This window comes from Bradyrhizobium sp. UFLA06-06 (assembly GCF_054820065.1).
On sequence record NZ_JADFUD010000021.1, the window covers coordinates 46,401 to 68,274 of the forward strand.

Sequence of the window (21,874 nt, forward strand, 5' to 3'; positions counted from 1 at the left end):
CCCTCCGAAAGCAGAACGGAGGTTATGGCGACGGCTCGCGCTGTCAACGCATGCGGCGCGCATGGCGGCCACAAGAAAAACCCCGCCCTGGAGGGACACCAGGGCGGGGAAGGTTCATTGGGTAGAAATCCACGCGCCTGGAAATGGAGAGCGCGGGGAAGTAGCGGCAACAATTCTATTTGCCGCCGTCGTTCGGACAACAGGATTAAAGCGCGCGCAACGCCGGGACTTTTTCCCGATCGAACCGGCAAAAATCCCGAACCTGGCTTGCGCCACGCTGTTCACTGCACCACGTCGAGCCTGACATTCGTGATGCCCTTGCCGATCATGCCGAGCGATTGCGCGGCAGAATGCGAGACGTCGACGATGCGCCCGGGGACATAGGGTCCGCGGTCATTGACGCGCACCGTGACCGAACGGCCGCTCTTGACGTCGGTGACGCGCAGCCTGGTGCCGAACGGCAATGTCGGATGCGCGGCGGTCAGTTCGCGCCCGTCGAACTTCTCGCCGCTCGCGGTCGGCTGCTCCTCGCTGTAGAAGCTCGCGACACCATGCGAGGCGATCTTGCTGTCGCCGGTCCTGCGCGAGGCATAAGGCGTATGCTTGCGCGTCGTGGCGATGCGTGTGCGCATGGCCGATGACGCGGCTCGTGTCGGCTCGATCGATGCGGGCCGGCTCGCGAGCGCCTGCGAGCGCTGGCTGACAACGGAGGACTGCGCACACGCCGCGAGCGACGCCGCGCCGATCATCACGGCAAGCAGCCGGAGCGGCTTTCGGGCATGCGCAAACGGGATCGGGGCCGCAGCACCATGCGCGCTGCGTTTGACGCCGACGTACGAGATGACTGCATCGTCGCGTGACATTGTTGCACCCCCAACTTGCGCCCCAGCCCAAGCCGAAAATCCAACGCCCTATCAGCCGAATCCAATCGGGGCGGAACGGTGGCGGAGCGCGGTCAGACGTGTCGTACGCGATGCGATTTGCCCTCGGGTGTGGTGGATGCGCCACACAACCCAGGGAGCTTTCATCCGGAATGCAATTCGGGGCGCTGCGCGAGAGGCTGCGGACGCTCGTGCCCTTTGTCCCCGGCTTGGGTTCCCCAAACACCCCAACCTCTCCACCCTCTCGCCTTGCTTTGGTCAAACCGGACTGGAGTCGTGGGGACCGGGTCAGGGGTCAATACAGAGCGTAAATTTGCCGGCCGCCCATTTGCGGTTGACCTTGGAATGAAACGGGGACCGCCATGCAATCGACACTGAAAGACGCAGATCCACACGATATTTTTGCGATCGAACCCAGCTTCGCTCCGGTACGCCCGGACAACGCCGCTGCGCCTGCCGGAAGGGCAGCGCCGGGGCAGCGCGAGCCCTATTTCGGCCCGAGCCTCGCGCCTTCGTCCGCGCCCCCGGTTGCGTCCGCCGCGGCCGTCGCCTCGGTGCCGCCGGTCACGCCCATGTCAGTGGCGCCGGAGCCGCCGACCGAGCCGGCCTATAGTGCGCCAAGCCATAACGGCCGACTGGACGACATCAGATTGGACCGCGCGCCGCGCCCCACCAGCAAATGGGCGATCCGCGCCTTCTGGTTCTGCTTCGCGATCGCCGGCGCCATGGGCACCGCGGCGTGGCAGCACTACGGCGATCGCGCCAAGCAGATCGCCGCCGAGTGGGCGCCCCAGATCGCTGCACTGACCTCGCTGATCCCGGGCAAGTCCGTGTCCGCGTCCGACCAGGCGAGCGCGCCGGCCGTGCAAGTGGCGACCACCGATCAGCCGGCAGCTGAAGCCGTACCGGCCACTCCGCCACAGGACGTCGCCACGGCCGCGCCCGCCGCAGCTGCGCCCGCCCCCGCCGCGGCAGCTCCGGTCGCAGCGGCTGCGCCGGTCGCACCTAGTGTCCCGGCGGCGCCTGCAGCGGCACCCGACCAGACGCCGTTGCTGCAATCGATGGCGCGCGATCTCACGTCGATGGGACAACAGATCGAGCAGCTGAAGACCAGCATCGATCAGCTCAAGGCCAGTCAGGATCAATTGGCACAGCGCGTCGCGAAGACGACCGAGACCAGGGCCGTCGAGCCGCGGCCGGTCGCTCCGCCGCGCCCGCGCGCCGCGGTCACGCCACAGGCGGCGCCGCATGCCGCCGTTGCGCCGCCGCCGGTGCGCCGGCCGGCGCAGGCCTATATCCCGCCGCCTCCACCGCCCACAGCAGCAGCGCCGCTGCCGGCGCCCGCCGCCGCCCCGCAGGCGGTTGCGGCACCGCGGCCGGTGCAGCAGCAGTCCTCGGTTGTTGACGCGGATGATGGCGGGCCGGTGGTTCGGCCGCCGATGCCGCTGCGCTGAAGCCTGACTGACCGGTAAAAAAGCGTGCGGCCGATCGCGATGACGCGATCGGCCGCAATACGCTTCCTATTGGAACTACGCGCTCTGTCCCGGCGGCAGCACGACCACGGTCGCACCCGGCTTGACCCGCTGATAGAGGTCGATCACGTCGCCATTGGTCATGCGAATGCAGCCCGACGAGATCGCCTGCCCGATATATTCGGGCTGGTTGGTGCCATGGATACGATACAGCGTGTCCTTGTTGCCCTGGTAGAGGTAGATGCCGCGGGCACCGAGCGGATTGGCCGGTCCACCGGCGACACGCTTCGGATACGGTCCGAGCCGCTCCTGGATATCCTGGGTCGGAACCCAATCCGGCCATTCGGCCAGGCGGCCTACGGTGGCGACACCGGAGAAGGCCATCGCCTCCTCGCCGACGGCGACGCCGTAACGGATCGCCTTGCCGCCGGGCAGCACGTAATAGAGGTAGCGCGCGTCTGTATCGACCAGGATCGATCCCGGCTGCTCCCGACGGGTATACTCGACAATGTGCCGCTGGAACTGCTGCGGGATCTTGGCGTCCGCATAGGGCGGATGCGCCAGCAATTGCCGATCGCGCGACGTCATCGCGACATCGGTCGCCGGCGACAGCGTCGCCTGCATGCACCCGCCAAGCGCAAGCGATCCCACCAGCACCGCAGCAAGCCCCAACTTTGACACGATCATTCTCCCCTGCGTCAACTTGTGCCACATGCTGCCGAAATCGTGCTTAAATCGTGGCAGCGCAGGTTGGAACACGTCTGTTTGATCGGTTCTTTCCGTGAGTGTGTCCTGCCGGTTGCACTCGGTTCCCTTGGACGCTAGCCTCACAAAAAACGTCCAAAACCTCCGGAGGAAATTCATGCGTTACGCTCTGCTGATCGGCGGCCTGATTGTCGCAGCAACCCCTGCCCATGCCGATCCGCGCGCGGCCTATGTCACGATGGTGCTGCAGGCCTTTGCCGCCAAGGTCGAGTGCCCCGGCACCGATCTGGTCTATCAGGACCTCGTGCAGCGGGCGCAGGACATGCATCTGCCCGACGGCACCACCGAGAAGGTGCGCAAGGCGATCGCCTTCATGCATACCGGCGGCAAGATGGGCGAGAAGCAGGCCGACGACCTGATGACGGAAGTCGCGATCGCGACCCAGACCACCGACCTCGATCAGCGCCGCGCCGGCAGCATGACGACCTGGTGCCAGGACCAGAAGACGCGGCTCGCGGGCTACATCAGGACGAAGGAATAGAAAGCGTTTCGAGCGAAGCCTGTCCCGCACTTGATGCGGGATGGGCACCGGTTCGCGTGAAGAAAACGCGTCAGACGAAAATCCTCAATCGAGCTCCGGCGGCGCGAACCAGTTGGTCAGCGACAGGCCGCCGTCGACCACGATCGACGCCCCGGTAACGTAACCGGAGAGCTTGTGCGAGAGCACGGCAAGCGCCATCGGCGCGAGATCGTCCGCCTGGCCAAGCCGTCCGAGCGGAATATGCTTTGCCAGCGCGGGATCAGCGACGAAGCCGCCGGCCGCGATCGCGCCGGGCACCAGCGCATTGACGCGGATGCCATAGCGGCCCCAGCTCTTGGCAAGCTCCTTCACCAGCATCGCCATGCCGGCCTTCGCGGTCGAGTAGTGCGGCAGGTTGCGCGGCGTGCCGGCGTGCAGCGAGGTGAGCAGCAGGAACGAGCCCGACGTCTTCGATGCGATCAGCCTGCGCGCCAGTTCGCGCGACAAATGAAAGCCGGCATCGAGATTGACCGCATGCATCTGCCGCCAGGTCTCGTCATCGACGGCCATCGCATGATCGACTTCGCGGCGCGGCGGCGAGGCACTGTGGACGAAATGGGTCACCTGCCCGACTATGGCTTGCGCCTGCGCCAGCAGGGCGTCGCACGCCGCGCGCTGCGCGAGATCGCCGGCCCACGCGACCGCGAGTTCGGGACGCGGCGCGGCCTTGATCGCCGCCAGAACCTTGTCCTCATGCAGATCGGCAAACACCGTCCGCACACCTTCGCCGACCAGGGCCTGCGCAATGGCGCGGCCGATGCCGTTGCCCGCGCCGGTCACCAGGGCTGTCTCGCGCGCGGGATCGAACGGCGATGTGAAGAGGCTCATGATCGCGAAACTCCCGGGATTGGCAGACCTGTGCTCAGTATGGCGGCGCCTTGCGCGCCCGCTGTGCCTTGGCGGCTTCGATCCACCAGGAAAAGTCGTCGGCAAAACGCGGAAAGGCGCGTTCGAGCGCCTTGCCGGCCTCGCCGATCGGCTTGCCCTCGGCCGACAGCGTCTGCGCGATCGGTCCCGCACCGATCGTGCTCGATATCACCACCATGCCCATCTCGGACAGCGTGCCGTGCCAGGCGGTCGCGGCGCGGACGCCGGCGAACCGCCCGGCCGAATAGCTTGCGATCGCCGCGGGACGCCAGAACCATTCCTCGAGGAAATGGTCGGTCAGGTTCTTCAACCCGGGCTGGATGCCCCAATTGTATTCGCCGGTGACGAACAGGAAGCCGTCGGCGTCGCGGATTTTTCCGGCGAGCGTTTCGAGCACGGCCGGCGCCTGCCCCTTGGGATGTTCCTTGTACATCCGGTCGAGCATCGGCAGGCCGACCTCCTTGGCATCGATCAACTCGACATCGTTGCCGCGCGCACGAAGGCCGTCGACGACGAAATGCGCCAGCCGGATGCCCATGCGATCCGAGCGATAGGAGCCGTAGAACACGAGAATGCGGTGGGTCATGACAAGCCGATCCTAGCACGGTGAGGCAGCAGCGTCCTGCGGTGCGGCGCGCGGCGAGCCGCCGCGCACAAGCGTTAACCGGCCTTCCGGCCCGCTTCGCCGGCATTAAGCAATTCGTCGCAGGCCCTTCGCCGTGGCCAAAAATCGCCAGATTTGTTTTCTGGATATGTTTTCGCTTCGAGAAGGAGGAACCGACATGCGGATCGCAAAGCTGGTTTTCGCAGGCTCGCTCGCAGCCATCGCTGCCGTTGCCACGCCTGCGCTGGGCAAGAGCACCGAGCGGCAAAAGGCCGACGAAAAATCCACCACCACCACGTCGTCCGGCTGCCAGGCCTATCAGCAGGCCGCCGATGGCACCTGGAACCAGCTCCCCTGCGGCGAAGCGGGCTCGAACGGCGCCACCCAACATCGCCCCGCGGCCAAGGGCGCTGACGACGACGAGCACTGATGTGTCACGCCCTGCCGCCACGCGCGGCCGGGCGACGTGGCACCTTCGACTTTCGGACCAAACGGCCGGGACCGTTGCGGCGGCTCCCGCATCATAAACCCAAGCTTAATGCACGCCCGCTACGGTTGAGGCCTCCCCTCTCTCGTCAAGAATGGCGCGCATCCCATGAAAATCGGTACTCTCCTGACGGCCGCGATCGTCTCCTTGTCCGCGGTCGGCGGCGGACTGGCGGCCTATGTCGCAGTGACCAAGTACCAGACCATGGACAAGGTCTCGACCGCGCAGAGCCGGCTCGAGATCGTCCGCGCCGTCGGCGATATCCCGCGCTACATGAACTCCGAGCGCGGCATGTCCACCAACCTCTTGTTCAGCACCGGCGCGATCGACCAGAAGCAGATCGCCGATCTCGACAAGCTGCGCAAGCTGACCGACGGCGCGCTCGCCAAGGTCAATCAGGTCCGCGCCACGCTGCCCGGCTCGCTCGACGACGGCGTAGCGGTTGCGAGCGCGATCGATGCGCTGAAGGCCAAGTTCGCCGCGCTCCGCGACGCCATCGAGAAGGCGATCGCAGGTCCGGTCGACGCCCGCCGCCCGGCGGCAACCAGGATCGTCGCCGACAACTCCGTCTTCAACGCCGGCGTCACCGTGCTGCTCGACGAGCAGGTGCGCCGCCTCGCCGGCCTTGACGGCAACGCCTACCGCCAGGCCAGCTACGCCAACGTCGCCTGGACGCTGCGCGACACCGGCGGCCTCAATGCCAGCCTGCACAAGGCGCTGGTCGGCGCCAAGCGCGTCGCGACCGAACAGGAAAAGCTGGAGCTGTTCCGCAGCACCGGCCGCACCGAGCAGATCCTCTCGACGCTGCAGGAGTTGCGCAACAATCCGGCGACATCGGCCAATGTCCTGACGGCGCTGGGCAAGATGCAGGCCGACTATGTCGAGCGTTTCGGCAAGGCCCTGAAGCTCGCCAAGGAAGGCGCGATCTCCGGCAAGTATGAGCAGGACGTCGAGACCTACTATGCCGAATCCCAGATCGGCCTCGCCTCCATCATCACCGTGCGCGACGCGTTCTACGAGAATGCCGAGCAAGGCCTTGCGAGCGCCTATTCGTCGGCGCGCTTCAGCTTCGTGGTGGCGCTGATCGGGCTGCTCGCGGTCGTTGCCGTCAGCGCCGGCCTGATCGTCATGGTCCGCCGCCGCATCCTCAACCCGATCGCCGCCCTCACCGGCCGGATGTCGCGCCTTGCCGCGGGCGAAGTCGCCGAGACGATCCCGGGCGCCGCGCGCAAGGACGAGATCGGCGCGATGGCCGCCGCCGTGCAGGTGTTCAAGGACAACAAGATCGAGGCCGACCGCCTCGCTGCCGAGAAGGAAGCCGAGAACGACGTCAAGATGCGCCGCGCCCGCGTGCTCGACGACCTGACCCGCACCTTCGAAGCCAAGGTCACCGAGCTGGTCGGCGGATTGTCCGCGGCATCCTCGGTGATGGAGGAGACGGCGCAATCGATGTCGGACACCGCCGCCGCCACCAACCGCCAGGCCGCCGTCGTGGCCGCGGCATCCGATCAGACCTCGACCAACGTGCAGACAGTGGCGAGCGCGACCGAGGAACTGACCTCCTCGATCTCGGAGATCGCCCGTCAGGTCGCGACCTCGACCGAGATCGCCGCGCGGGCGGTCGACCATGCCCGGCGCACCGGCGACACCGCGCGCTCGCTGGCCGAGGGCGCGCAGAAGATCGGCGACGTCGTGACGCTGATCCAGAGCATCGCGGCACAGACCAACCTGCTCGCGCTCAACGCCACCATCGAGGCGGCCCGCGCCGGCGAGGCCGGCCGCGGCTTTGCCGTGGTCGCGTCCGAGGTGAAGTCGCTGGCCGGCCAGACCGCGAAGGCAACCACGGAGATCTCCGAGCAAATCACCGCGATCCAGACCGCGAGCGACGAGACCGTGACGGCGATCCGGAGCGTCATCGACGTCATCACCGAGATCGACCAGATCGGCACCGCGATTGCCGCCGCGATCGAGGAACAGGGCTCGGCGACCAAGGAGATCTCGCGCAGCGTTCAGGAAGCCGCGCGCGGCACGCAGGAGGTCAATTCCAACATCTCCGGCGTGCAGCGCGCCGCCGACGACACCGGCGGCGCCGCGAACCAGGTGCTGGGCGCGGCCGAACAGCTCTCGACGCAGTCCAAGGACCTCGCCGGCCAGGTCAACCGCTTCCTGTCCGACGTGCGGGCTGCGTAGCCGAGGGCACGCCGCGATCGCGGAACGGCCACGGTACTGGCTACGTCATTGCGAGCGAAGCGAAGCAATCCATCATGCCGCATGTGGAGGCATGGATTGCTTCGTCGCTGTCGCTCCTCGCAATGACGGTGTTGGTTTGAGACCTGACGAACCGTCTAGCCGCCGCGCAACCCGAGCACGCGGCGGGCAATCGCCTGGCGATGCACCTCGCTCGGCCCTTCGTACACCCGCATCAGGCGCGCCTTCTGCCATAGCGCGTTGAGCGGCAATTCCAGCGTCACGCCGAGCGCGCCGAGCGTCTGCATGGCGTGGTCGCAGGCGTCATAGGCCATCTCGGTCGCGAACACCTTGATCATCGAGGCCTCGTGGCGGATGTCCTCGCCGCGGTCGGTCTTGTCGGCGGCCTCGCGCACCATCAGCCGGCACGCATGCATGCGCGTGGAGATGTCGGCGATCCACCACTGGATCGCCTGGCGCTCGGCGAGCTTGACGCCGAACGTCTCGCGCTGTTTGGCGTGCTCGCACATCATGTCGAGCGCACGCTTGGTGATGCCGACGCAGGTCGATCCCATCTCCAGCCGCCGCGTGCGCAGCCGCAGCTGCATCGGCGCGTAGCCCTTGCCGACCTCGCCCAGCACGGAGTCCTTCGGGATGCGGCAGTCCTCGAACACGATCTCGTAGGTCGAGCCGCCGCCGACCATCGGAATCTCGCGCTCGATGATGAAGCCCGCCGTACCCTTCTCGACGATGAAGGAGGTGATGCCGCCCTGGCGCTGATCGTTGCCGACCCGCGCCATCACGATGATGAAGTCGGCGGCGCGCGCATTGCTGATCCAGATCTTGCGGCCGTTGAGCACCCACTGTTCGCCTTCGAGCACCGCGCGCGTCTTCATGCCCGCGGGATCGCCGCCGGCGCCGGGCTCGGAGATCGCGATCGCCGATGCCATCCGGCCCTCGATATAGGGCTGCAGATATTTCTTCTTCTGCGCTTCGGTACCGACCGCCTGCAGCATGCGCAGGTTCGGCGAGTCCGGCGGCAGCACGAATGGCACGCAGCTGCGGCCGAGTTCTTCGTGGACCGCAGCCATCGTGCGCGTCGGCAGGTCGTGGCCACCAAGATCCTCGGGCGCATCGAGGCCCCAGAGGCCGAGTTCCTTCGAGACGTCGCGCAGCCGCTTGCGCTGTTCCGACGTGAGTTCGGGGTGATCGCTGCCGGGCAGCTTCGATTTCAGATAGTGCGGCTCGAGCGGGATCAGTTCGCGATCGACGAATCTCGCGACGGTCTCGCGGATCATGGCTGTCTGTTCATCATCGCTCATCTGAGATTCCTCGCCTGCGCTGTTGTGCTTCAAAAAACCAGTAGCGCATTTTTTATCGGCGGGAATAGCGGAAACGCGCAGCCGCGCTCACGCTCGCGCGATGGTTTCACGGCGCGGAATTCAATATCCCGCGACGTGGTCGGCGCGTACGCAAATGCGCCGGACACGCCCATGCATCGAGCAGCCGATCGCGCCTCACGAGGTTGTTGCCCCTGAACAAGCGATCGACGCGACGCTAATCGGCAAAGCCGACGTAGCGGACAAAATCGTTGTTGGCCTCGCGGTCGGAGCGCACTGCGTTGGCGGCAAAGCCGTCGTCGGGATAGCCCATCGCGACGCAGGTCATGATCACCTCGTCTTCCGGGATGTCGGCGACCTCGCGCACGATGTCGGAGCGCATGATGCCCTGGCCGTTGATCACGCTGCCGAGGCCGCGATCCCAGGCCGCCAGCACGATGCCGTAGCAGAGCGCGCCGAGATCGAAATGGCAGACCGCGCCGGGATCGAGGATCCGGTCGTAGGTCAGGACCAGCGACACCGGAGCATCGAACTGACGGAAGCCGCGCAGCACCCAATCCTGCCGCATCGGCTTGTCGTCGCGGGCGATCCCCATCGCGCCGAACAGCTTCTTGGCGATGTCGACCTGGCGGCCGCGGTGCACGCCCTGGTACTCGCCATGGCTGACGATGTCGCGCTTCACCTTGGCGCCGGCGACCATCTCGTCCATGTTGCGGCGGCGCACTTCCTCCAGCGGCGCCCCGGTCAGGACGTGGACATGCCAGGGCTGGGTGTTCATCGAGGACGGCGCGCGCTTGGCCACCTCGATGATCTCCTCGACAGTCGCCCGCGACACCGGCTGCTTCTTGAACCCGCGCACGCTTTTGCGTGACTGTACCAGCGTCTCGAATTCCATTCCGCGCTTCCCCGATTTTGTTCCGCGCTGCACGCGGAATTTCCTTGATCTGATCGGGGTATTTTATCGACAAAATCGACCATGGGAACTTGATCGGGCCAAGAATCCCGTATCCAATCCGACCACTGGTTTGGTTTAGGGAGAACCCAGATGAAGCGGATTTTCTTGGCGGCCGTGATCGCGACCTTTGCCGCCGGTTCGGCATTTGCACAGGACGCCTCCTGCGAGACGAAGGCGGTCGGCAAAGACGGCAAGCCGCTGGCCGGCGCGGCCAAGACCTCGTTCATGAAGAAGTGCACGACGGATGCCTGCGCGAGCAAGGCGGTCGGCTCCGACGGCAAGAAGCTCGCCGGCGCGGCCAAAACCTCGTTCATGAAGAAGTGCCAGAGCGGCGCCTGAGCCCCTCGCCGACGCCTTTTCACCCCTCATCGGGAACAGACTTCAATCGGGACAGACCATCGGGTCGCGCAGGGCGCGGCCCGAACGGCTATTGGCCGGTGGATCGCCCCTGACGGCGGGCGCCCTCAGAACGAAACGCCGACCCGCACGCCCCTGCGCCAGACCCGCCGGCAACGCTTCCTGGTGTTGCCGTGAAACATTTCGAAACGTTCGGGCAGATCGACCGGCTTCGAGAATTCCAGGCAGGCCCCGCCGGCGGAATAGTCCACCAGCCGGCATTCGATCAGTGGCGCCTTCGGTTCAAGCTGGAGCTTGACCACACTGGACACGCATCCGCTCGGACGAACACGCGCAAATCTCCGGGGATGCATCAGGCCGCCTCTGGTGAAATCGTACCCACAGGCTCGTCGGCGGTCGTTAAGATTCCGTTCAGATCGATGGTTACGAACCGTGTCTGCGGGACGGATCGGCGTCGGTGACGCCCGGACGGCGCGAGGCGGCCAGCGTCTCCGACGGCGCTTCCCCGAACTGCGACCGATAGCTGCGCGAAAAATCGCTCAGGTGCCAAAATCCGTAGGCCAGCGCGCACGTCTTGACGCTCGGCGCACCGGCAAGCAGTTGTTGGCGCACCAGCCAGAGCCGGCGCAACCGCAAATAGCGATGCAGGCTGATGCCCCGGTAGCGCTGGATGGCATCATGCAGCGTGCGCACCGACACGCCGATCTGCCTGGCGAGTTCGCCGCTGTAGATCGGGTGCGCCACGTCGCCTGCCAGAATTGCGCGCGCGTCGTTGAAGACCTTGAACTGGCGCGTCGTGTTGGCCCGCGTCGTCCACTTGGCCGGCACGATCTCGGCGAACGCGTTGTCGATCGCCGCAAGCAGCGTCTCCTTGATCGACTCGCCGCTGGCGAACGGGGCATCGTCAGTCGGCTGCGAGGTCACGAGCAGGATGTGCCTTACCACTTCACGCAGCCGATCCTGCGCGCGTTGAGAAATTTCGTGAATGCTGAAATGAAGACCCGCCTGCGGCCAGCCGCGGTCGACAATCTCCGGCGTAAACATCACCGAAGCATATTGCCGGGGCGTCTCCTCCACCGACGAGTAGAACGCACCGCCGCCACCGAGCACAATGACCGCGCGATCGCGCTCGACGCCGTTAAAGCGGATCGGGACCCCGTCATCCATCGTGAAGCCGACCGCGGTGGTGTGCGGCGCAAGCTGCGCGTCGACAATCCGCGGAAAGGACTGCGTGTAGTTTAGCTCGCATCCCGGCAAACTCAGGATGACCTGCTCGGCCGAAATCTTCCGCGCAAGTGGCGTGAAATCAACATCCAGATTTCGGATCGAACTCCGGAATGCATCAACATCGTCAAAACGAAAGACTCTCGGCACCGGCAATGGCGCCGTCAAATGACCGCTCCTGTGAAATGCTCTTGAAAAATTGCGCGCGACGCGGCGCCTTGCGCGCCGGCTCCATCAATAACTTCCATGCACAAAATGCGAATCGTCCAATAGGTTCAATCAGGAAAAATGCGGTCCGTTCGTCGAACCGGACAATCCGGCAATGTAACGCGGCTGCCGAATTTCGATAGTCTTTAGCGGGATATCCACCGCCGAGATCGATCCTCCCCATCAATTTCTATACCCCTATTAAAGATTCGGGGAGCAGATTGGCACTGGGAACGATGATGTTCCTCGTCGCGGACCATTTTAGAGACCGCAATGACAGTCATTGCCTCGCCCGATCTTATTGCCAAGCTCGACCATGTCTTGAGAGCCGGTTCCCCAGACCTCCGCACGCGCATGCTGCAGGAGGTGGCCGGGATGTTTCTCGACGACGCTCACCGTCTCAGCGCGCACCACGTCGAGATGTTCGACGGCATCCTGGTCCGTCTGATCGAGAGCGTCGAACTGCGGACCCTGACCACGCTCAGCCGCTCGCTTGCCGATTTGCGCCTGGTGCCGCTGGAACTCGCGCGCCGTCTGGCCAACCATGACGACGCCGATGTCGCCGCTCCGATCCTGCGCAAATGCGAATGCCTCCCCGATGCCGATTTGATCGACATCGCCTGGATGCGGGCCGAGGGACACCTCTGCGCGATTGCAGGACGCAAGGTCGTCAATGCGGAGCTCACGGACATTCTCTTGATGCGAGGCGACAGCAGCGTGCTTCGAGTCCTCGCGCGCAATCCCGGCGCTGATCTGACCAGCGCGGGCCTCGCCATGATGGTCGATGCCGCCGAGCGCGACGACGACATCGCCGACGCGCTGATATCGCGCAGCGACTTGCCCCACCGCGTTCTTGTCGACCTCGTGATGCGATCCACGCCGCGCCAACAGGCCCGACTACTCAAACGCGCACGCCCCGACATTCAGGACGCGATCCGCGCTGCGATCGACGCAAGCGCAGCCCGCGCCTCCGCAACCCCACCAGCCACAATCGACTATGCGGAGGCGCGGGCCACCGTGCTGGCCTTGAACAGAACCGGGCAGTTGAACGATTCCAGCGTCAACCGTTTCGCGATCAGGCGAGAGGTCCGCAACGTCGTTGCGGCGCTGGCGCAGCTTGCAACCGTTCCGATCGAGACGATCACACCGCTGATAGAAGCCGCCGACATCAGCGGACTCGTGATCGCCTGCCGCGCATCGCGACTGAACTGGAACACGACGGCTGCCATCGTCAGCTACCGGAAGGCCGGGCTGACGGTTGCACCGGATGAGCTGCAGCGCGCACGGGACATGTTTGAAGGACTGGCGCTATCCAACGCGCAGCGCACGATCCGGTTTGGTTCGCTTAGCGAGCTGACCGCGAAGCGCTCCCAGCAATGACATATGGTGACCGCAGGGCGGAACGCGTCAGGCTCGAGACGCGCTATCCCGTCAATCTCATGGGTGTCGACGGCACGTGGCGGCGGAGTTGCATCCTGCTCGACGTCTCGCAGAGCGGGGCCCGGCTCGAGGTCGACGGAACGCTCGATGTGCTGAAGGCCCAGGAGTTCTTCCTGGTGCTGTCCTCGCGCGGACTGGCCTTCCGCCGCTGCGAGCTGGTTCGCGTCGACGGCGCCGAGATCGGCGTGAGATTCATCGAAGAGCGAAGGCGAAAGGGACGTCCCGTCATTCCGAAATAGGCATTGCCGAAATGAGGATTGGCGGCGTCAGGCCTGAAGGAAAGTTGACAACATGAGCGTGCAGAGAGCGACCAACATCGCGGTATCGACCGCCTCCGCCGCACCATTGCGCGGGACCATCGAGATCGACTGCGCCGGCACCGTCGCGACGTTTGCGATCGACGAGGAAATGGCGCATCGCCTGTGCGCCGATCTGGAACGGTTTCTGACCCAGGCTCAGCACAAGACCCGCGTAGCACGCTGACATTGACCTGCGGACGGCGCGCAGCCCTACTCCCGCTTGAAGCGATAGTCGAAGCGATCGCCATCCGCCTTGATCAGGCCGACCGTCGGGGCCGGAAAATGGATCGGCAGGATCAGCGTGTCGGTCCCGGCAACCGAGGCAAAGAACTTCCGCCGCGATAGTGCCGACTGCTTCGGGTCCCAATCGGGCTTGGCCGACCACTCCGGCTCGCGGCACTGGATCGCATGGTGCATCAGGTCGCCCGCGACCACCGCGCGCTGGCCCTTCGAGAAGATATTGACGCAGCAATGGCAGGGCGAATGGCCCGGCGTCGGCGTCAGCGTCACGGTGTCGTCGAGCGCATAGTCGTCGTCGACCAGCAGCGCCTGCCCGGCCTCGACGATCGGCAGGCAATTGTCGCGGAACACCGTGCCGGGCGGATTGGCGCCTTTGGCGTTCTCGGCCTCCCAGGCCGCATACTCGCCCTTGTGAAAGACGTATTTCGCGTTCGGAAAGGTCGGCACCCAGCGCCCGTCGCGCAGCGTCGTATTCCAGCCGGTGTGGTCGATATGCAGATGGGTGCAGAACACATAGTCGATCTGCTCATAGGAGATGCCGAGCGCAAACAGCTCGTTGCGCCAGCGCTCCTTGCCCGGAAAGTCGAACGGCGGCGGGTGCCCCTTGTCCTCGCCGGTGCAGGTATCGACCAGGATGGTGTAGCGCGGCGTCCGCACCACGAAGGTCTGATAGGTGATCACCATCATGCCGCGCGCGGCGTCGAAGACCTCCGACTCCATGGTCTTCAGATGATGCTTGAACACGTCGTCGTTGTAGGTCGGGAAGAAATCCTGCGGCCGCCGCCACGGCCCTTCGCGCTCGATCACCGCGTCGATCGTGATGTCGCCGATCCTGATTTGCTTCATGGTTGTTTCGCTCCCGGCTTTTTGTAAAGCGTAGCGGGCGGTGCCCAACCCCACAAGCCGAGCGCCGCGCAGCGCGCCATGCGGCTTTGCATTGCTGGAGGGAAACAGTCATGCCGCAATTCATCCGGAATGTTGCTGATGCTGCGGGAATGCCCCATCGCGCGATTCCGATCGTCCTCCTGATGCTCACGACATTGCCGACAGCGGCGGCCGCCGCGCCCGACACCGTTTTCTTTCCGAGCGCCGACGGCAAGACCGAGATCGTCGGCTACCTGTTCAGGCCGCAAACGCCGGGCCCGCACCCCGCCATCGTGCTGCTGCACGGCCGCGGCGGGCCCTATTCGATCAACGTCAACAGGGACTGCACGCTGGTGTCGCGCACCAATCCGTCCGCCGCCTGCAACGCCGGCAGCCTGTCCAAGCGCCACGCGATGTGGGGACAGTATTGGGCCGACCACGGCTATGTCGTGCTGCTGCCGGACAGTTTTGGCCCGCGCGGCAAGGCGCACGGCTTCGGCCGCTTCACGCATGACGATCCTGATCGCACCGACGTCAATGAAAAGACCGTGCGGCCGCTCGACGCCGAGGGCGCGCTGAGCTGGCTGCGCAGCCAGAAGGATGTGCAGGGAAACCGCATCTTCCTGCAGGGATGGTCGAACGGCGGCAGCACGGCGCTGAACGTCATGCAGCGGCAAGGCGCGGCGACGTCGGGCTATCGCGCCGCGCTCGTGTTCTATCCGGGCTGCGGGCCGGCCGCGCTGCTGGCGCAGACGCTCAGTTCGGCAGCACCGATCACGATGTTGCTCGGCGGGGACGATGAGGAAGTATCGCCCGACCGCTGCCGGGACGTCGCCAGCCGCTCCGTTGCTGCCGGCAGCAAGATCGACGTCGTGGTTTATCCGGGTGCCACCCACGATTTCGATGATCCCGGCCGCGGCCGTCAGTCGAATCCCGCCAACAGCGCGGCGCTCCAGGACGCGATGGTGCGGGCGATTGCCGCAATCGACGGCTTGAAGGATTAGGCCGCCGCAAATCGACCCAAAACGCCCCCTAGGCGGAGCGTCGATCCAGCAAGGAACCGAGTCGCTTGGGCAGGAAACTGAAATACGCGGCAGCGACGATCGTTGCCGTCGCCGCCGCAATCTACCTCAACAACACCAGCCTTCTCGCAACGCATGCCGGCGGCAAGCCAGTGCTGCTCGCCCATCGCGGCATGGCGCAGCGTTTCGACGAGCACGACCTCAGGAACGACACCTGCACCGCGGCGCGCATGCTGCCGCCGACCCACGACTATCTCGAGAACACGATCCGCTCGATGCGGGCGAGCTTCGATCGCGGCGCCGATATCGTCGAGCTCGACGTCCATCCGACGACCGACGGCGAGTTCGCGGTGTTTCACGACTGGACCGTCGATTGCCGCACCGACGGCCAAGGCATCACCCGCGAGCAGCCGATGGCGCGGCTGAAGATGCTCGATATCGGCTATGGCTACACCGCCGATGGCGGTAAGACCTTCCCGTTCCGCGGCAAGGGCATCGGCCTGATGCCGTCGCTGGACGAGGTGCTGAAGACCTTTCCGGATCGCCGGCTCCTGATCAACGTCAAGAGCCGCGATCCCGCCGAGGGCGAGAAGCTCGCAACGGTCTTGAACCGGCTCCCCGCCGAACGGCGCAGGCTGATCATGGTCTATGGCGGCGACGAGCCGATCGAGACGATCCGGCGGCTTTCGCCGGAGACCCGGACCATTTCGCGCGCGGCGCTCAAGAGTTGCCTCGTCCGCTATATCGGCTATGGCTGGACCGGCATCGTGCCCGATGCCTGCCGCAACGCCATCGTGCTGGTGCCGATCAACTACGCGCCCTGGCTCTGGGGATGGCCGGACCGCCTCCTCAACCGCATGGCCACGGCCAACAGCGCGGTCTTCGTGCTCGGGCCTTATCAGGGCGGTGAATTCTCGACCGGGATCGACGATGTCGATCTGTTCCGGCGCCTGCCCGAAAGCTATTCCGGCGGCATCTGGACCAACGAGATCGAGACCATCGCCCGCCTCACCGGGCGTTAGATCCGGCCTCCTCCTGTCATCTCTCCGTCATAGAAATTGTGCGACTGAAGCGGCTCGTCGCATCGAGGACAACGCTATGAACGCACCGAGCCTGACCCGCCCCAAGATTGCCGAAACCGTCATCGAGCCGACGGTCAAGCTGCGCGAGGTCAAGCTCGGACGTTGCTGCGAAGTGCTCGGCGACACCGCGATCGAATACACCGAGCTTGGCGATTACTCCTATCTCGGCAGCGGCTGCATGGTCGCCGACGCCGTGATCGGCCGGTTCTGCGCGATCGCGGCGCAGGTCCGGATCGGCGCGCCCAATCATCCGCTCGAGCGCCCCTCCCAGCATCGCTTCACCTACTGCCCGGAATACTACACGGCCTCCGCCGAGCGCGACCATGACTTCTTCAGGAACCGACGCGCGGATCGCGTCGTGATCGGAAACGACGTCTGGATCGGCCACGGCGTGATCGTGCTGCCCGGCGTCACCGTCGGAGACGGCGCGGTGCTGGCGGCCGGCGCGGTGGTCTCGCGCGATGTCGCGCCCTACACCATCGTCGGCGGCGTGCCGGCCCGGCCGATCAAGGAGCGGTTCAACCGCAAGATCGCCGCCGAGCTGTCGCAGATCGCCTGGTGGAACTGGCCGCCTGAAACCATCTGGGAGCGCCTGCCGGAATTCCAGTCAGGCGATGTCGAGGCGTTTTGCGCGCGGTGGAGAGCTTGAGCTAGCTCCGCAGTCCCGGTGCTTCCTGGCCGGTACGCGCGACATACTCAGTGTAGCCGCCGCCATATTGCTGGATGCCATCCGGCGTCAGCTCCAGCACGCGGTTGGAGAGCGCCGCGAGGAAATGCCGGTCGTGCGAGACGAACAGCATCGTGCCCTCGAACTCGGAGAGCGCTGATATCAGCATTTCCTTGGTGGCAAGATCGAGATGGTTGGTCGGCTCGTCCAGCACCAGGAAGTTCGGCGGATCGAACAACATCTTGGCCATCACCAGCCGCGCCTTCTCGCCGCCCGAGAGCACCCGGCACTTCTTCTCGACGTCGTCACCGGAGAAACCGAAGCAGCCGGCGAGCGCGCGAAGGCTGCCCTGGCCGGCCTGCGGAAACGCATCTTCCAACGACTGGAACACAGTGCGCTCGCCGTCGAGCAGGTCCATCGCGTGCTGGGCGAAATAGCCCATCTTGACGCTGCCGCCGACCGCGACCGCGCCGTCATCGGGCTCGGTTGAACCGGCAACCAGCTTCAGCAGCGTCGACTTGCCGGCGCCGTTGATGCCCATCACGCACCAGCGCTCCTTGCGGCGGATCATGAAGTCGAGGCCGTCATAGATGCGCTTGCTGCCATAGGTCTTGTGGACGTTCTTCAGGCTGACGACGTCCTCGCCGGAGCGCGGCGCCGGCTGGAATTCGAACGCCACCGTCTGCCGCCGCCGCGGCGGTTCGACCCGCTCGATCTTGTCGAGCTTCTTGACCCGGCTCTGCACCTGGGCGGCGTGCGAGGCGCGCGCCTTGAATCGCTCGATGAACTTGATCTCCTTGGCGAGCATCGCCTGCTGCCGCTCGAACTGCGCCTGCTGCTGCTTGTCGGAGAGCGCGCGCTGCTGTTCGTAGAACTCGTAATTGCCGGAATAGGTGGTGAGCTGGCCGGCGTCGATCTCGACCACCTTGTTGATGATCCGGTTGATGAACTCGCGGTCATGCGAGGTCATCAGCAGCGCGCCCTCATAGCCTTTCAGGAACTGCTCGAGCCAGATCAGGCTTTCGAGATCGAGATGGTTGCTCGGCTCGTCGAGCAGCATGACGTCCGGACGCATCAAGAGGATGCGCGCCAGCGCTACCCGCATCTTCCAGCCGCCGGAGAGCTTGCCAACGTCGCCGTCCATCATCTCCTGGCTGAAGCCGAGACCCGCCAGCGCTTCGCGCGCGCGACCGTCGAGCGCGTAGCCGTCGAGTTCCTCGAATTGATGCTGCACTTCGCCATAGCGCGCGATGATGTCGTCCATCTCGTCGGCCTTGTCGGGGTCGGCCATCGCGGCCTCGAGTTCCCTGAGCTCGGCCGCGACCACGCTGACGGGCCCTGCCCCATCCATCACCTCGGCGACCGCGCTGCGGCCGGACATCTCGCCGACATCCTGGCTGAAGTAGCCGATCGAGATGCCGCGATCGAGCGAGACCTGGCCCTCGTCCGGGATTTCCCGGCCCGAGATCATCCGGAACAGCGTGGTTTTGCCGGCGCCGTTCGGCCCGACGAGGCCGATCTTCTCGCCCTTCTGGAGCGCCGCGGAGGCTTCGATGAAGAGGATCTGGTGGCCGACTTGCTTGGAGACGTTATCGAGGCGGATCATGCTCTAATACTGGGAACTGAGGGTTTGCGGCCTCTTATTCGATCTGGGACACGGGTGGAAGCCCATTCCGCAGGTTCGTGCCGCGTTTCGTGCATGCCACGATCGTTGCCAATCGAATATGACATCAAGCGGTTCGACGATCAGTTTTGGGGCATCTTATGCAAGTCTGGCTTCTCTATCTCCTCGCGCTTGGCGCCGGCATCTGCGTCGCCGTTCAGCAGGTCCTGAACGGCAATCTCAGGTCCGCCCTCAACTCGCCGGCCTGGGCCGGGCTCATCAGCTATCTCGGCGGGCTCGTGACCATGGCGGTCGTGCTGGTCGCGACGCGGGAGCCGGTGCCGTCCTGGAAACTGGTGACGGCTGTGCCGTGGTGGGCCTGGAGCGGTGGCGTCCTGGGCGGCATCTTTATCCTGCTGATGATCCTGCTGCTGCCGCCGCTCGGCGCCGCGACCCTGCTGGCACTGGTGGTTGCGGGTCAAATGCTCGCGGGCATCACAATGGACCATTTTGGCCTGTTCGGGCTGGCGCAGCACCCTGTGTCGGTGTCACGGCTGGCCGGCATCGCGCTGATCATCGGCGGCGTGCTTCTGATCAAGGATTGACGGACCTCTAGTCAGGCGCGGCGCATCAGCCGCAATTCGGCGGACAGGCGAAGGCTGCGCTTGCCGGCCAGCGCGATGCCTTCGAGCTCGGCACCGTCCGCACCGCACGAACCGGCGAAGCCGATGCCGACTTCATAACCGCCGAACACCGGGTACTCGCCCTTCGCCGGCGTATGCTCCTGGTTGACGATCTCGCCTCGCCAGCGGCCATCCGCGGACGAATACGAACCGAGATAGTAGAAGAACGCATCGCCGCCGAGGATGCGGCCGTCCATCAGCAGCATGACCCCGGTGAGCCCGGCGTCGACACCGTCGAGCGCGCGGAGCTGGATGGAGTACAGTCCGTTGACGATGCCGCCGGGACCGACCGCCCCGCGCGGCGGCAAGGCCTCGTCGTCGAGCGGCGCCAAATTCGCCCAGAACACGCCGTCCGGCATGGCGTCGGCCTTGCCCTCGAGCAGGATGGTGGAACCTTCGCTCCTGCCGCGCACCTTGATGACGGTGACGTCGGCGCCCATCAGCGGCTTGAAGTTCGGATCGTCATTGTGGCGCTCGGTGATCACCTCGGCGGCGATCTCGCCTTCCGTCACCTGATAGGTGCCGAGATGGGCAAAGGCCGAATTGCCGCCCAGCATCCTGCCGTCATGCATGCACATGATGCTGCGGCCGAATGCGCCGTTGATGCCGTACTCGACCTTGTAAAGTCCGTTGAGCACGTAAAAATCCAAAAAATAAAATTGATTCTGTTCGCCACATAGCACCGGGCCGAACGCCGCACCATTGCGTCTTTTGGCGCAGGCAACCCCCGCAATGTCCGGGTGTGGACAGCAGCCGATTCGTCGCTTAGCTGTAGCCACCGTCCGCGTCGTGCCGCGTCACGCGGGATCTGGTCTGCCGGTTCTCTACTCTCCCAGTTCATTGTGTCCAAGCATTTGCGCATTCCGCCAATGGTCGCGCGGCCGCACCCGGCCCGACGCAGGCGAGGCTTCGAGGAGCATCACATGATCAATCGCTTTGGCCTGGCCGCCGCGCTGGCGCTGCTGCTCGGCAGCGGCGGCAGAGCCCTGGCGCAGTCGCTGCCCGACTATATGGGGCCGATCTCCGGCAAGACCTCATCAACGCCGGCCGACGTCGCGACCAAGGACGTGCTCGCGCTCAACACCGGCATGTTCGAGCTCTATGGCGATGCGGCGCGGATCTTCCAGAAGAACATCCTCGACAAGCATCCGGTGATCCTCGGCCTGTTCTCCGGCGCCGGCGGCCGTCTGATCCTGTACCGGCCGGGCAAGCCGCCGACCGAAGCGCCGCAGGTGCCGATCGTCTATCAGCTGCTCAAGTCGGTCGGCCACAGCACGATGGCGCTGGCCGAGGTGGTCGGCCCCTATGTCAACAATCCCGACGACAAGGCGTGGCGCGGGTCGATGCAGGCCTATCGCAGCCGGATGCAGTCGGCGCTCGACGGGCTCGATGCCACGCCGATGCAGGCGGACTGGCGCGACAACAACCGCGCCATCCTCAAGAACAACATCGCCTTCATGGATGAATGCCTCACCGCTGGCGCGATCCCCTTCGCCACGCTGGAGGCGTTCGGCAAGAAGCAGGCGCCGCTGCTCGCCAAGAACGTCGCCTGGGCCGCGCAGACCCAGGTCGCGCACTGGATGACGGTCATGGCCGACTGGAAGAGCCAGCTCGGCGCCGACTGGGACAAGACCTACGGCGCGAGCAACACGATCTATGTGGCGCGGCAGAACAACGTGATTTTCAGCGTGCTGGCGCAGTTCTTCGGGCCTGACGCCATCAACAGCCGCCTGATGCTGATCGAGACGATCTCCTTCACCACGACGCCGTCGGACATGCTGGAGTCGCTGACCCGGATCATCGCGGACCGTTCGGTCGGCGCGCTGTTCTTCGGCAGCTACCATCTGATGGACTATGAGCTGATGGGGGGCGATGCGCGCGAGGCGATCATCGCCGAGACCAGGAAGCGCGGCATGACGGCCTTCCTGCCGCCGCTGGTGCCGTTCGGGTCCAAGCAGTGGCCGACGCTGATCACGCCGGGTCCGGGACCGGCCACCATCGCCGACCTCAAGTGAGGCCAAAGCTACAAGTGAGGCAGCTACGACCTATTGCGGCATTGCGGTTGCGCTCGCTTTGCCGCAATACTTTCGCGTGCATTGCACCAATTG

25 protein-coding genes are annotated in these 21,874 nt (G+C 65.2%); 13 read left to right on the top strand and 12 right to left on the bottom strand.

Features of this window, described 5'->3' with window-relative positions:
* Window positions 1-281: 281 nt before the first annotated feature.
* Window positions 282-863 carry a septal ring lytic transglycosylase RlpA family protein gene (locus tag IF803_RS19410; RefSeq protein ID WP_461193136.1) on the bottom strand — a complete coding sequence of 194 codons (582 nt, stop codon included), beginning with the start codon at window positions 861-863 and terminating at the stop codon, window positions 282-284.
* 380 nt (window positions 864-1,243) lie between these two features.
* Here IF803_RS19410 and IF803_RS19415 point away from each other — a divergent pair, with 380 nt between their 5' ends.
* Window positions 1,244-2,335, top strand: coding sequence for a hypothetical protein (locus tag IF803_RS19415; RefSeq protein ID WP_461193137.1), 1,092 nt, complete (start codon window positions 1,244-1,246; stop codon window positions 2,333-2,335).
* 75 nt (window positions 2,336-2,410) lie between these two features.
* On the opposite strand, the gene IF803_RS19420 is transcribed toward IF803_RS19415, so the two are convergent.
* On the bottom strand, window positions 2,411-3,040 hold the full coding sequence (locus tag IF803_RS19420; RefSeq protein ID WP_016843930.1) for a L,D-transpeptidase: 630 nt from the start codon (window positions 3,038-3,040) through the stop codon (window positions 2,411-2,413).
* A gap of 175 nt (window positions 3,041-3,215) precedes the next feature.
* Here IF803_RS19420 and IF803_RS19425 point away from each other — a divergent pair, with 175 nt between their 5' ends.
* A complete protein-coding gene (locus tag IF803_RS19425; RefSeq protein ID WP_016843931.1) occupies window positions 3,216-3,599 on the top strand; it encodes a hypothetical protein in 384 nt (127 codons plus the stop codon).
* An 84-nt stretch (window positions 3,600-3,683) separates the two neighbouring features.
* Here the strand turns inward: IF803_RS19425 and IF803_RS19430 are convergent, their stop codons facing one another.
* Together IF803_RS19430 and IF803_RS19435 are read right to left on the bottom strand one after the other, a co-directional pair.
* The gene (locus IF803_RS19430) at window positions 3,684-4,466 is read right to left on the bottom strand and encodes an SDR family NAD(P)-dependent oxidoreductase (protein WP_461193138.1); all 783 of its coding nucleotides are present in this window, start codon (window positions 4,464-4,466) and stop codon (window positions 3,684-3,686) included.
* Window positions 4,467-4,500: 34 nt separating this feature from the next.
* Window positions 4,501-5,091 (bottom strand): NADPH-dependent FMN reductase, encoded by a 591-nt coding sequence (locus IF803_RS19435; RefSeq protein ID WP_018271357.1) that lies wholly within the window; start codon window positions 5,089-5,091, stop codon window positions 4,501-4,503.
* Window positions 5,092-5,287: 196 nt separating this feature from the next.
* Here IF803_RS19435 and IF803_RS19440 point away from each other — a divergent pair, with 196 nt between their 5' ends.
* Both IF803_RS19440 and IF803_RS19445 read left to right on the top strand, forming a co-directional pair.
* On the top strand, window positions 5,288-5,539 hold the full coding sequence (locus IF803_RS19440) for a hypothetical protein (RefSeq protein WP_038383778.1): 252 nt from the start codon (window positions 5,288-5,290) through the stop codon (window positions 5,537-5,539).
* Between the two features lie 165 nt (window positions 5,540-5,704).
* Window positions 5,705-7,786: a methyl-accepting chemotaxis protein gene (locus tag IF803_RS19445; RefSeq protein ID WP_461193139.1), complete on the top strand. Its 2,082-nt coding sequence runs from the start codon at window positions 5,705-5,707 to the stop codon at window positions 7,784-7,786.
* Window positions 7,787-7,941: 155 nt separating this feature from the next.
* Here the strand turns inward: IF803_RS19445 and IF803_RS19450 are convergent, their stop codons facing one another.
* Both IF803_RS19450 and IF803_RS19455 read right to left on the bottom strand, forming a co-directional pair.
* Window positions 7,942-9,105 carry an acyl-CoA dehydrogenase family protein gene (locus tag IF803_RS19450; protein ID WP_461193140.1) on the bottom strand — a complete coding sequence of 388 codons (1,164 nt, stop codon included), beginning with the start codon at window positions 9,103-9,105 and terminating at the stop codon, window positions 7,942-7,944.
* 235 nt (window positions 9,106-9,340) lie between these two features.
* Window positions 9,341-10,018, bottom strand: coding sequence for a nitroreductase (locus tag IF803_RS19455; RefSeq protein ID WP_028344870.1), 678 nt, complete (start codon window positions 10,016-10,018; stop codon window positions 9,341-9,343).
* Between the two features lie 150 nt (window positions 10,019-10,168).
* Here IF803_RS19455 and IF803_RS19460 point away from each other — a divergent pair, with 150 nt between their 5' ends.
* Window positions 10,169-10,417, top strand: coding sequence for a hypothetical protein (locus tag IF803_RS19460; protein ID WP_028344869.1), 249 nt, complete (start codon window positions 10,169-10,171; stop codon window positions 10,415-10,417).
* 125 nt (window positions 10,418-10,542) lie between these two features.
* Here the strand turns inward: IF803_RS19460 and IF803_RS19465 are convergent, their stop codons facing one another.
* The 3 genes from IF803_RS19465 to IF803_RS19475 all read right to left on the bottom strand — a co-directional run bounded on the left by IF803_RS19465 (window position 10,543) and on the right by IF803_RS19475 (window position 12,053).
* The gene (locus IF803_RS19465) at window positions 10,543-10,788 is read right to left on the bottom strand and encodes a PilZ domain-containing protein (protein WP_028344868.1); all 246 of its coding nucleotides are present in this window, start codon (window positions 10,786-10,788) and stop codon (window positions 10,543-10,545) included.
* A gap of 70 nt (window positions 10,789-10,858) precedes the next feature.
* Window positions 10,859-11,827 (bottom strand): AraC family transcriptional regulator, encoded by a 969-nt coding sequence (locus tag IF803_RS19470; protein ID WP_461193141.1) that lies wholly within the window; start codon window positions 11,825-11,827, stop codon window positions 10,859-10,861.
* A complete protein-coding gene (locus IF803_RS19475; protein ID WP_461193142.1) occupies window positions 11,787-12,053 on the bottom strand; it encodes a hypothetical protein in 267 nt (88 codons plus the stop codon). Before IF803_RS19475 ends, IF803_RS19470 begins: the two co-directional genes overlap by 41 nt.
* Before the next feature lie 86 nt (window positions 12,054-12,139).
* Between IF803_RS19475 and IF803_RS19480 the strand changes: the two genes are divergently transcribed.
* The 3 genes from IF803_RS19480 to IF803_RS19490 are packed head-to-tail and all read left to right on the top strand — an operon-like array spanning window position 12,140 to window position 13,789.
* Window positions 12,140-13,246, top strand: coding sequence for a DUF2336 domain-containing protein (locus tag IF803_RS19480; protein ID WP_461193143.1), 1,107 nt, complete (start codon window positions 12,140-12,142; stop codon window positions 13,244-13,246).
* The gene (locus IF803_RS19485) at window positions 13,243-13,545 is read left to right on the top strand and encodes a PilZ domain-containing protein (RefSeq protein ID WP_038383769.1); all 303 of its coding nucleotides are present in this window, start codon (window positions 13,243-13,245) and stop codon (window positions 13,543-13,545) included. The genes IF803_RS19480 and IF803_RS19485 overlap by 4 nt, the downstream gene beginning before the upstream one ends.
* Window positions 13,546-13,597: 52 nt before the next feature.
* The gene (locus IF803_RS19490) at window positions 13,598-13,789 is read left to right on the top strand and encodes a hypothetical protein (protein ID WP_461193144.1); all 192 of its coding nucleotides are present in this window, start codon (window positions 13,598-13,600) and stop codon (window positions 13,787-13,789) included.
* 26 nt (window positions 13,790-13,815) lie between these two features.
* On the opposite strand, the gene IF803_RS19495 is transcribed toward IF803_RS19490, so the two are convergent.
* Window positions 13,816-14,691 (bottom strand): MBL fold metallo-hydrolase, encoded by an 876-nt coding sequence (locus tag IF803_RS19495; protein ID WP_461193145.1) that lies wholly within the window; start codon window positions 14,689-14,691, stop codon window positions 13,816-13,818.
* Between the two features lie 110 nt (window positions 14,692-14,801).
* Between IF803_RS19495 and IF803_RS19500 the strand changes: the two genes are divergently transcribed.
* The 3 genes from IF803_RS19500 to IF803_RS19510 all read left to right on the top strand — a co-directional run bounded on the left by IF803_RS19500 (window position 14,802) and on the right by IF803_RS19510 (window position 17,462).
* On the top strand, window positions 14,802-15,713 hold the full coding sequence (locus tag IF803_RS19500; protein WP_461193146.1) for a dienelactone hydrolase family protein: 912 nt from the start codon (window positions 14,802-14,804) through the stop codon (window positions 15,711-15,713).
* Window positions 15,714-15,778: 65 nt separating this feature from the next.
* Window positions 15,779-16,753 (top strand): glycerophosphodiester phosphodiesterase family protein, encoded by a 975-nt coding sequence (locus IF803_RS19505; protein ID WP_461193147.1) that lies wholly within the window; start codon window positions 15,779-15,781, stop codon window positions 16,751-16,753.
* Between the two features lie 76 nt (window positions 16,754-16,829).
* Window positions 16,830-17,462 carry a DapH/DapD/GlmU-related protein gene (locus IF803_RS19510; RefSeq protein ID WP_461193148.1) on the top strand — a complete coding sequence of 211 codons (633 nt, stop codon included), beginning with the start codon at window positions 16,830-16,832 and terminating at the stop codon, window positions 17,460-17,462.
* A gap of 1 nt (window position 17,463) precedes the next feature.
* On the opposite strand, the gene IF803_RS19515 is transcribed toward IF803_RS19510, so the two are convergent.
* Window positions 17,464-19,086, bottom strand: a complete 1,623-nt coding sequence (locus IF803_RS19515; RefSeq protein WP_461193149.1) for an ABC-F family ATP-binding cassette domain-containing protein — start codon at window positions 19,084-19,086, stop codon at window positions 17,464-17,466.
* 158 nt (window positions 19,087-19,244) lie between these two features.
* On the opposite strand from IF803_RS19515, the gene IF803_RS19520 reads away from it, so the two are divergent.
* Window positions 19,245-19,688: a DMT family transporter gene (locus tag IF803_RS19520; protein ID WP_461193150.1), complete on the top strand. Its 444-nt coding sequence runs from the start codon at window positions 19,245-19,247 to the stop codon at window positions 19,686-19,688.
* Window positions 19,689-19,699: 11 nt separating this feature from the next.
* On the opposite strand, the gene IF803_RS19525 is transcribed toward IF803_RS19520, so the two are convergent.
* Entirely contained in the window at window positions 19,700-20,404 is a 705-nt protein-coding gene (locus IF803_RS19525; RefSeq protein ID WP_461193151.1) for a GrlR family regulatory protein, read from the bottom strand.
* A gap of 285 nt (window positions 20,405-20,689) precedes the next feature.
* On the opposite strand from IF803_RS19525, the gene IF803_RS19530 reads away from it, so the two are divergent.
* Entirely contained in the window at window positions 20,690-21,781 is a 1,092-nt protein-coding gene (locus IF803_RS19530; protein WP_461193152.1) for a hypothetical protein, read from the top strand.
* Window positions 21,782-21,874 lie beyond the last annotated feature (93 nt).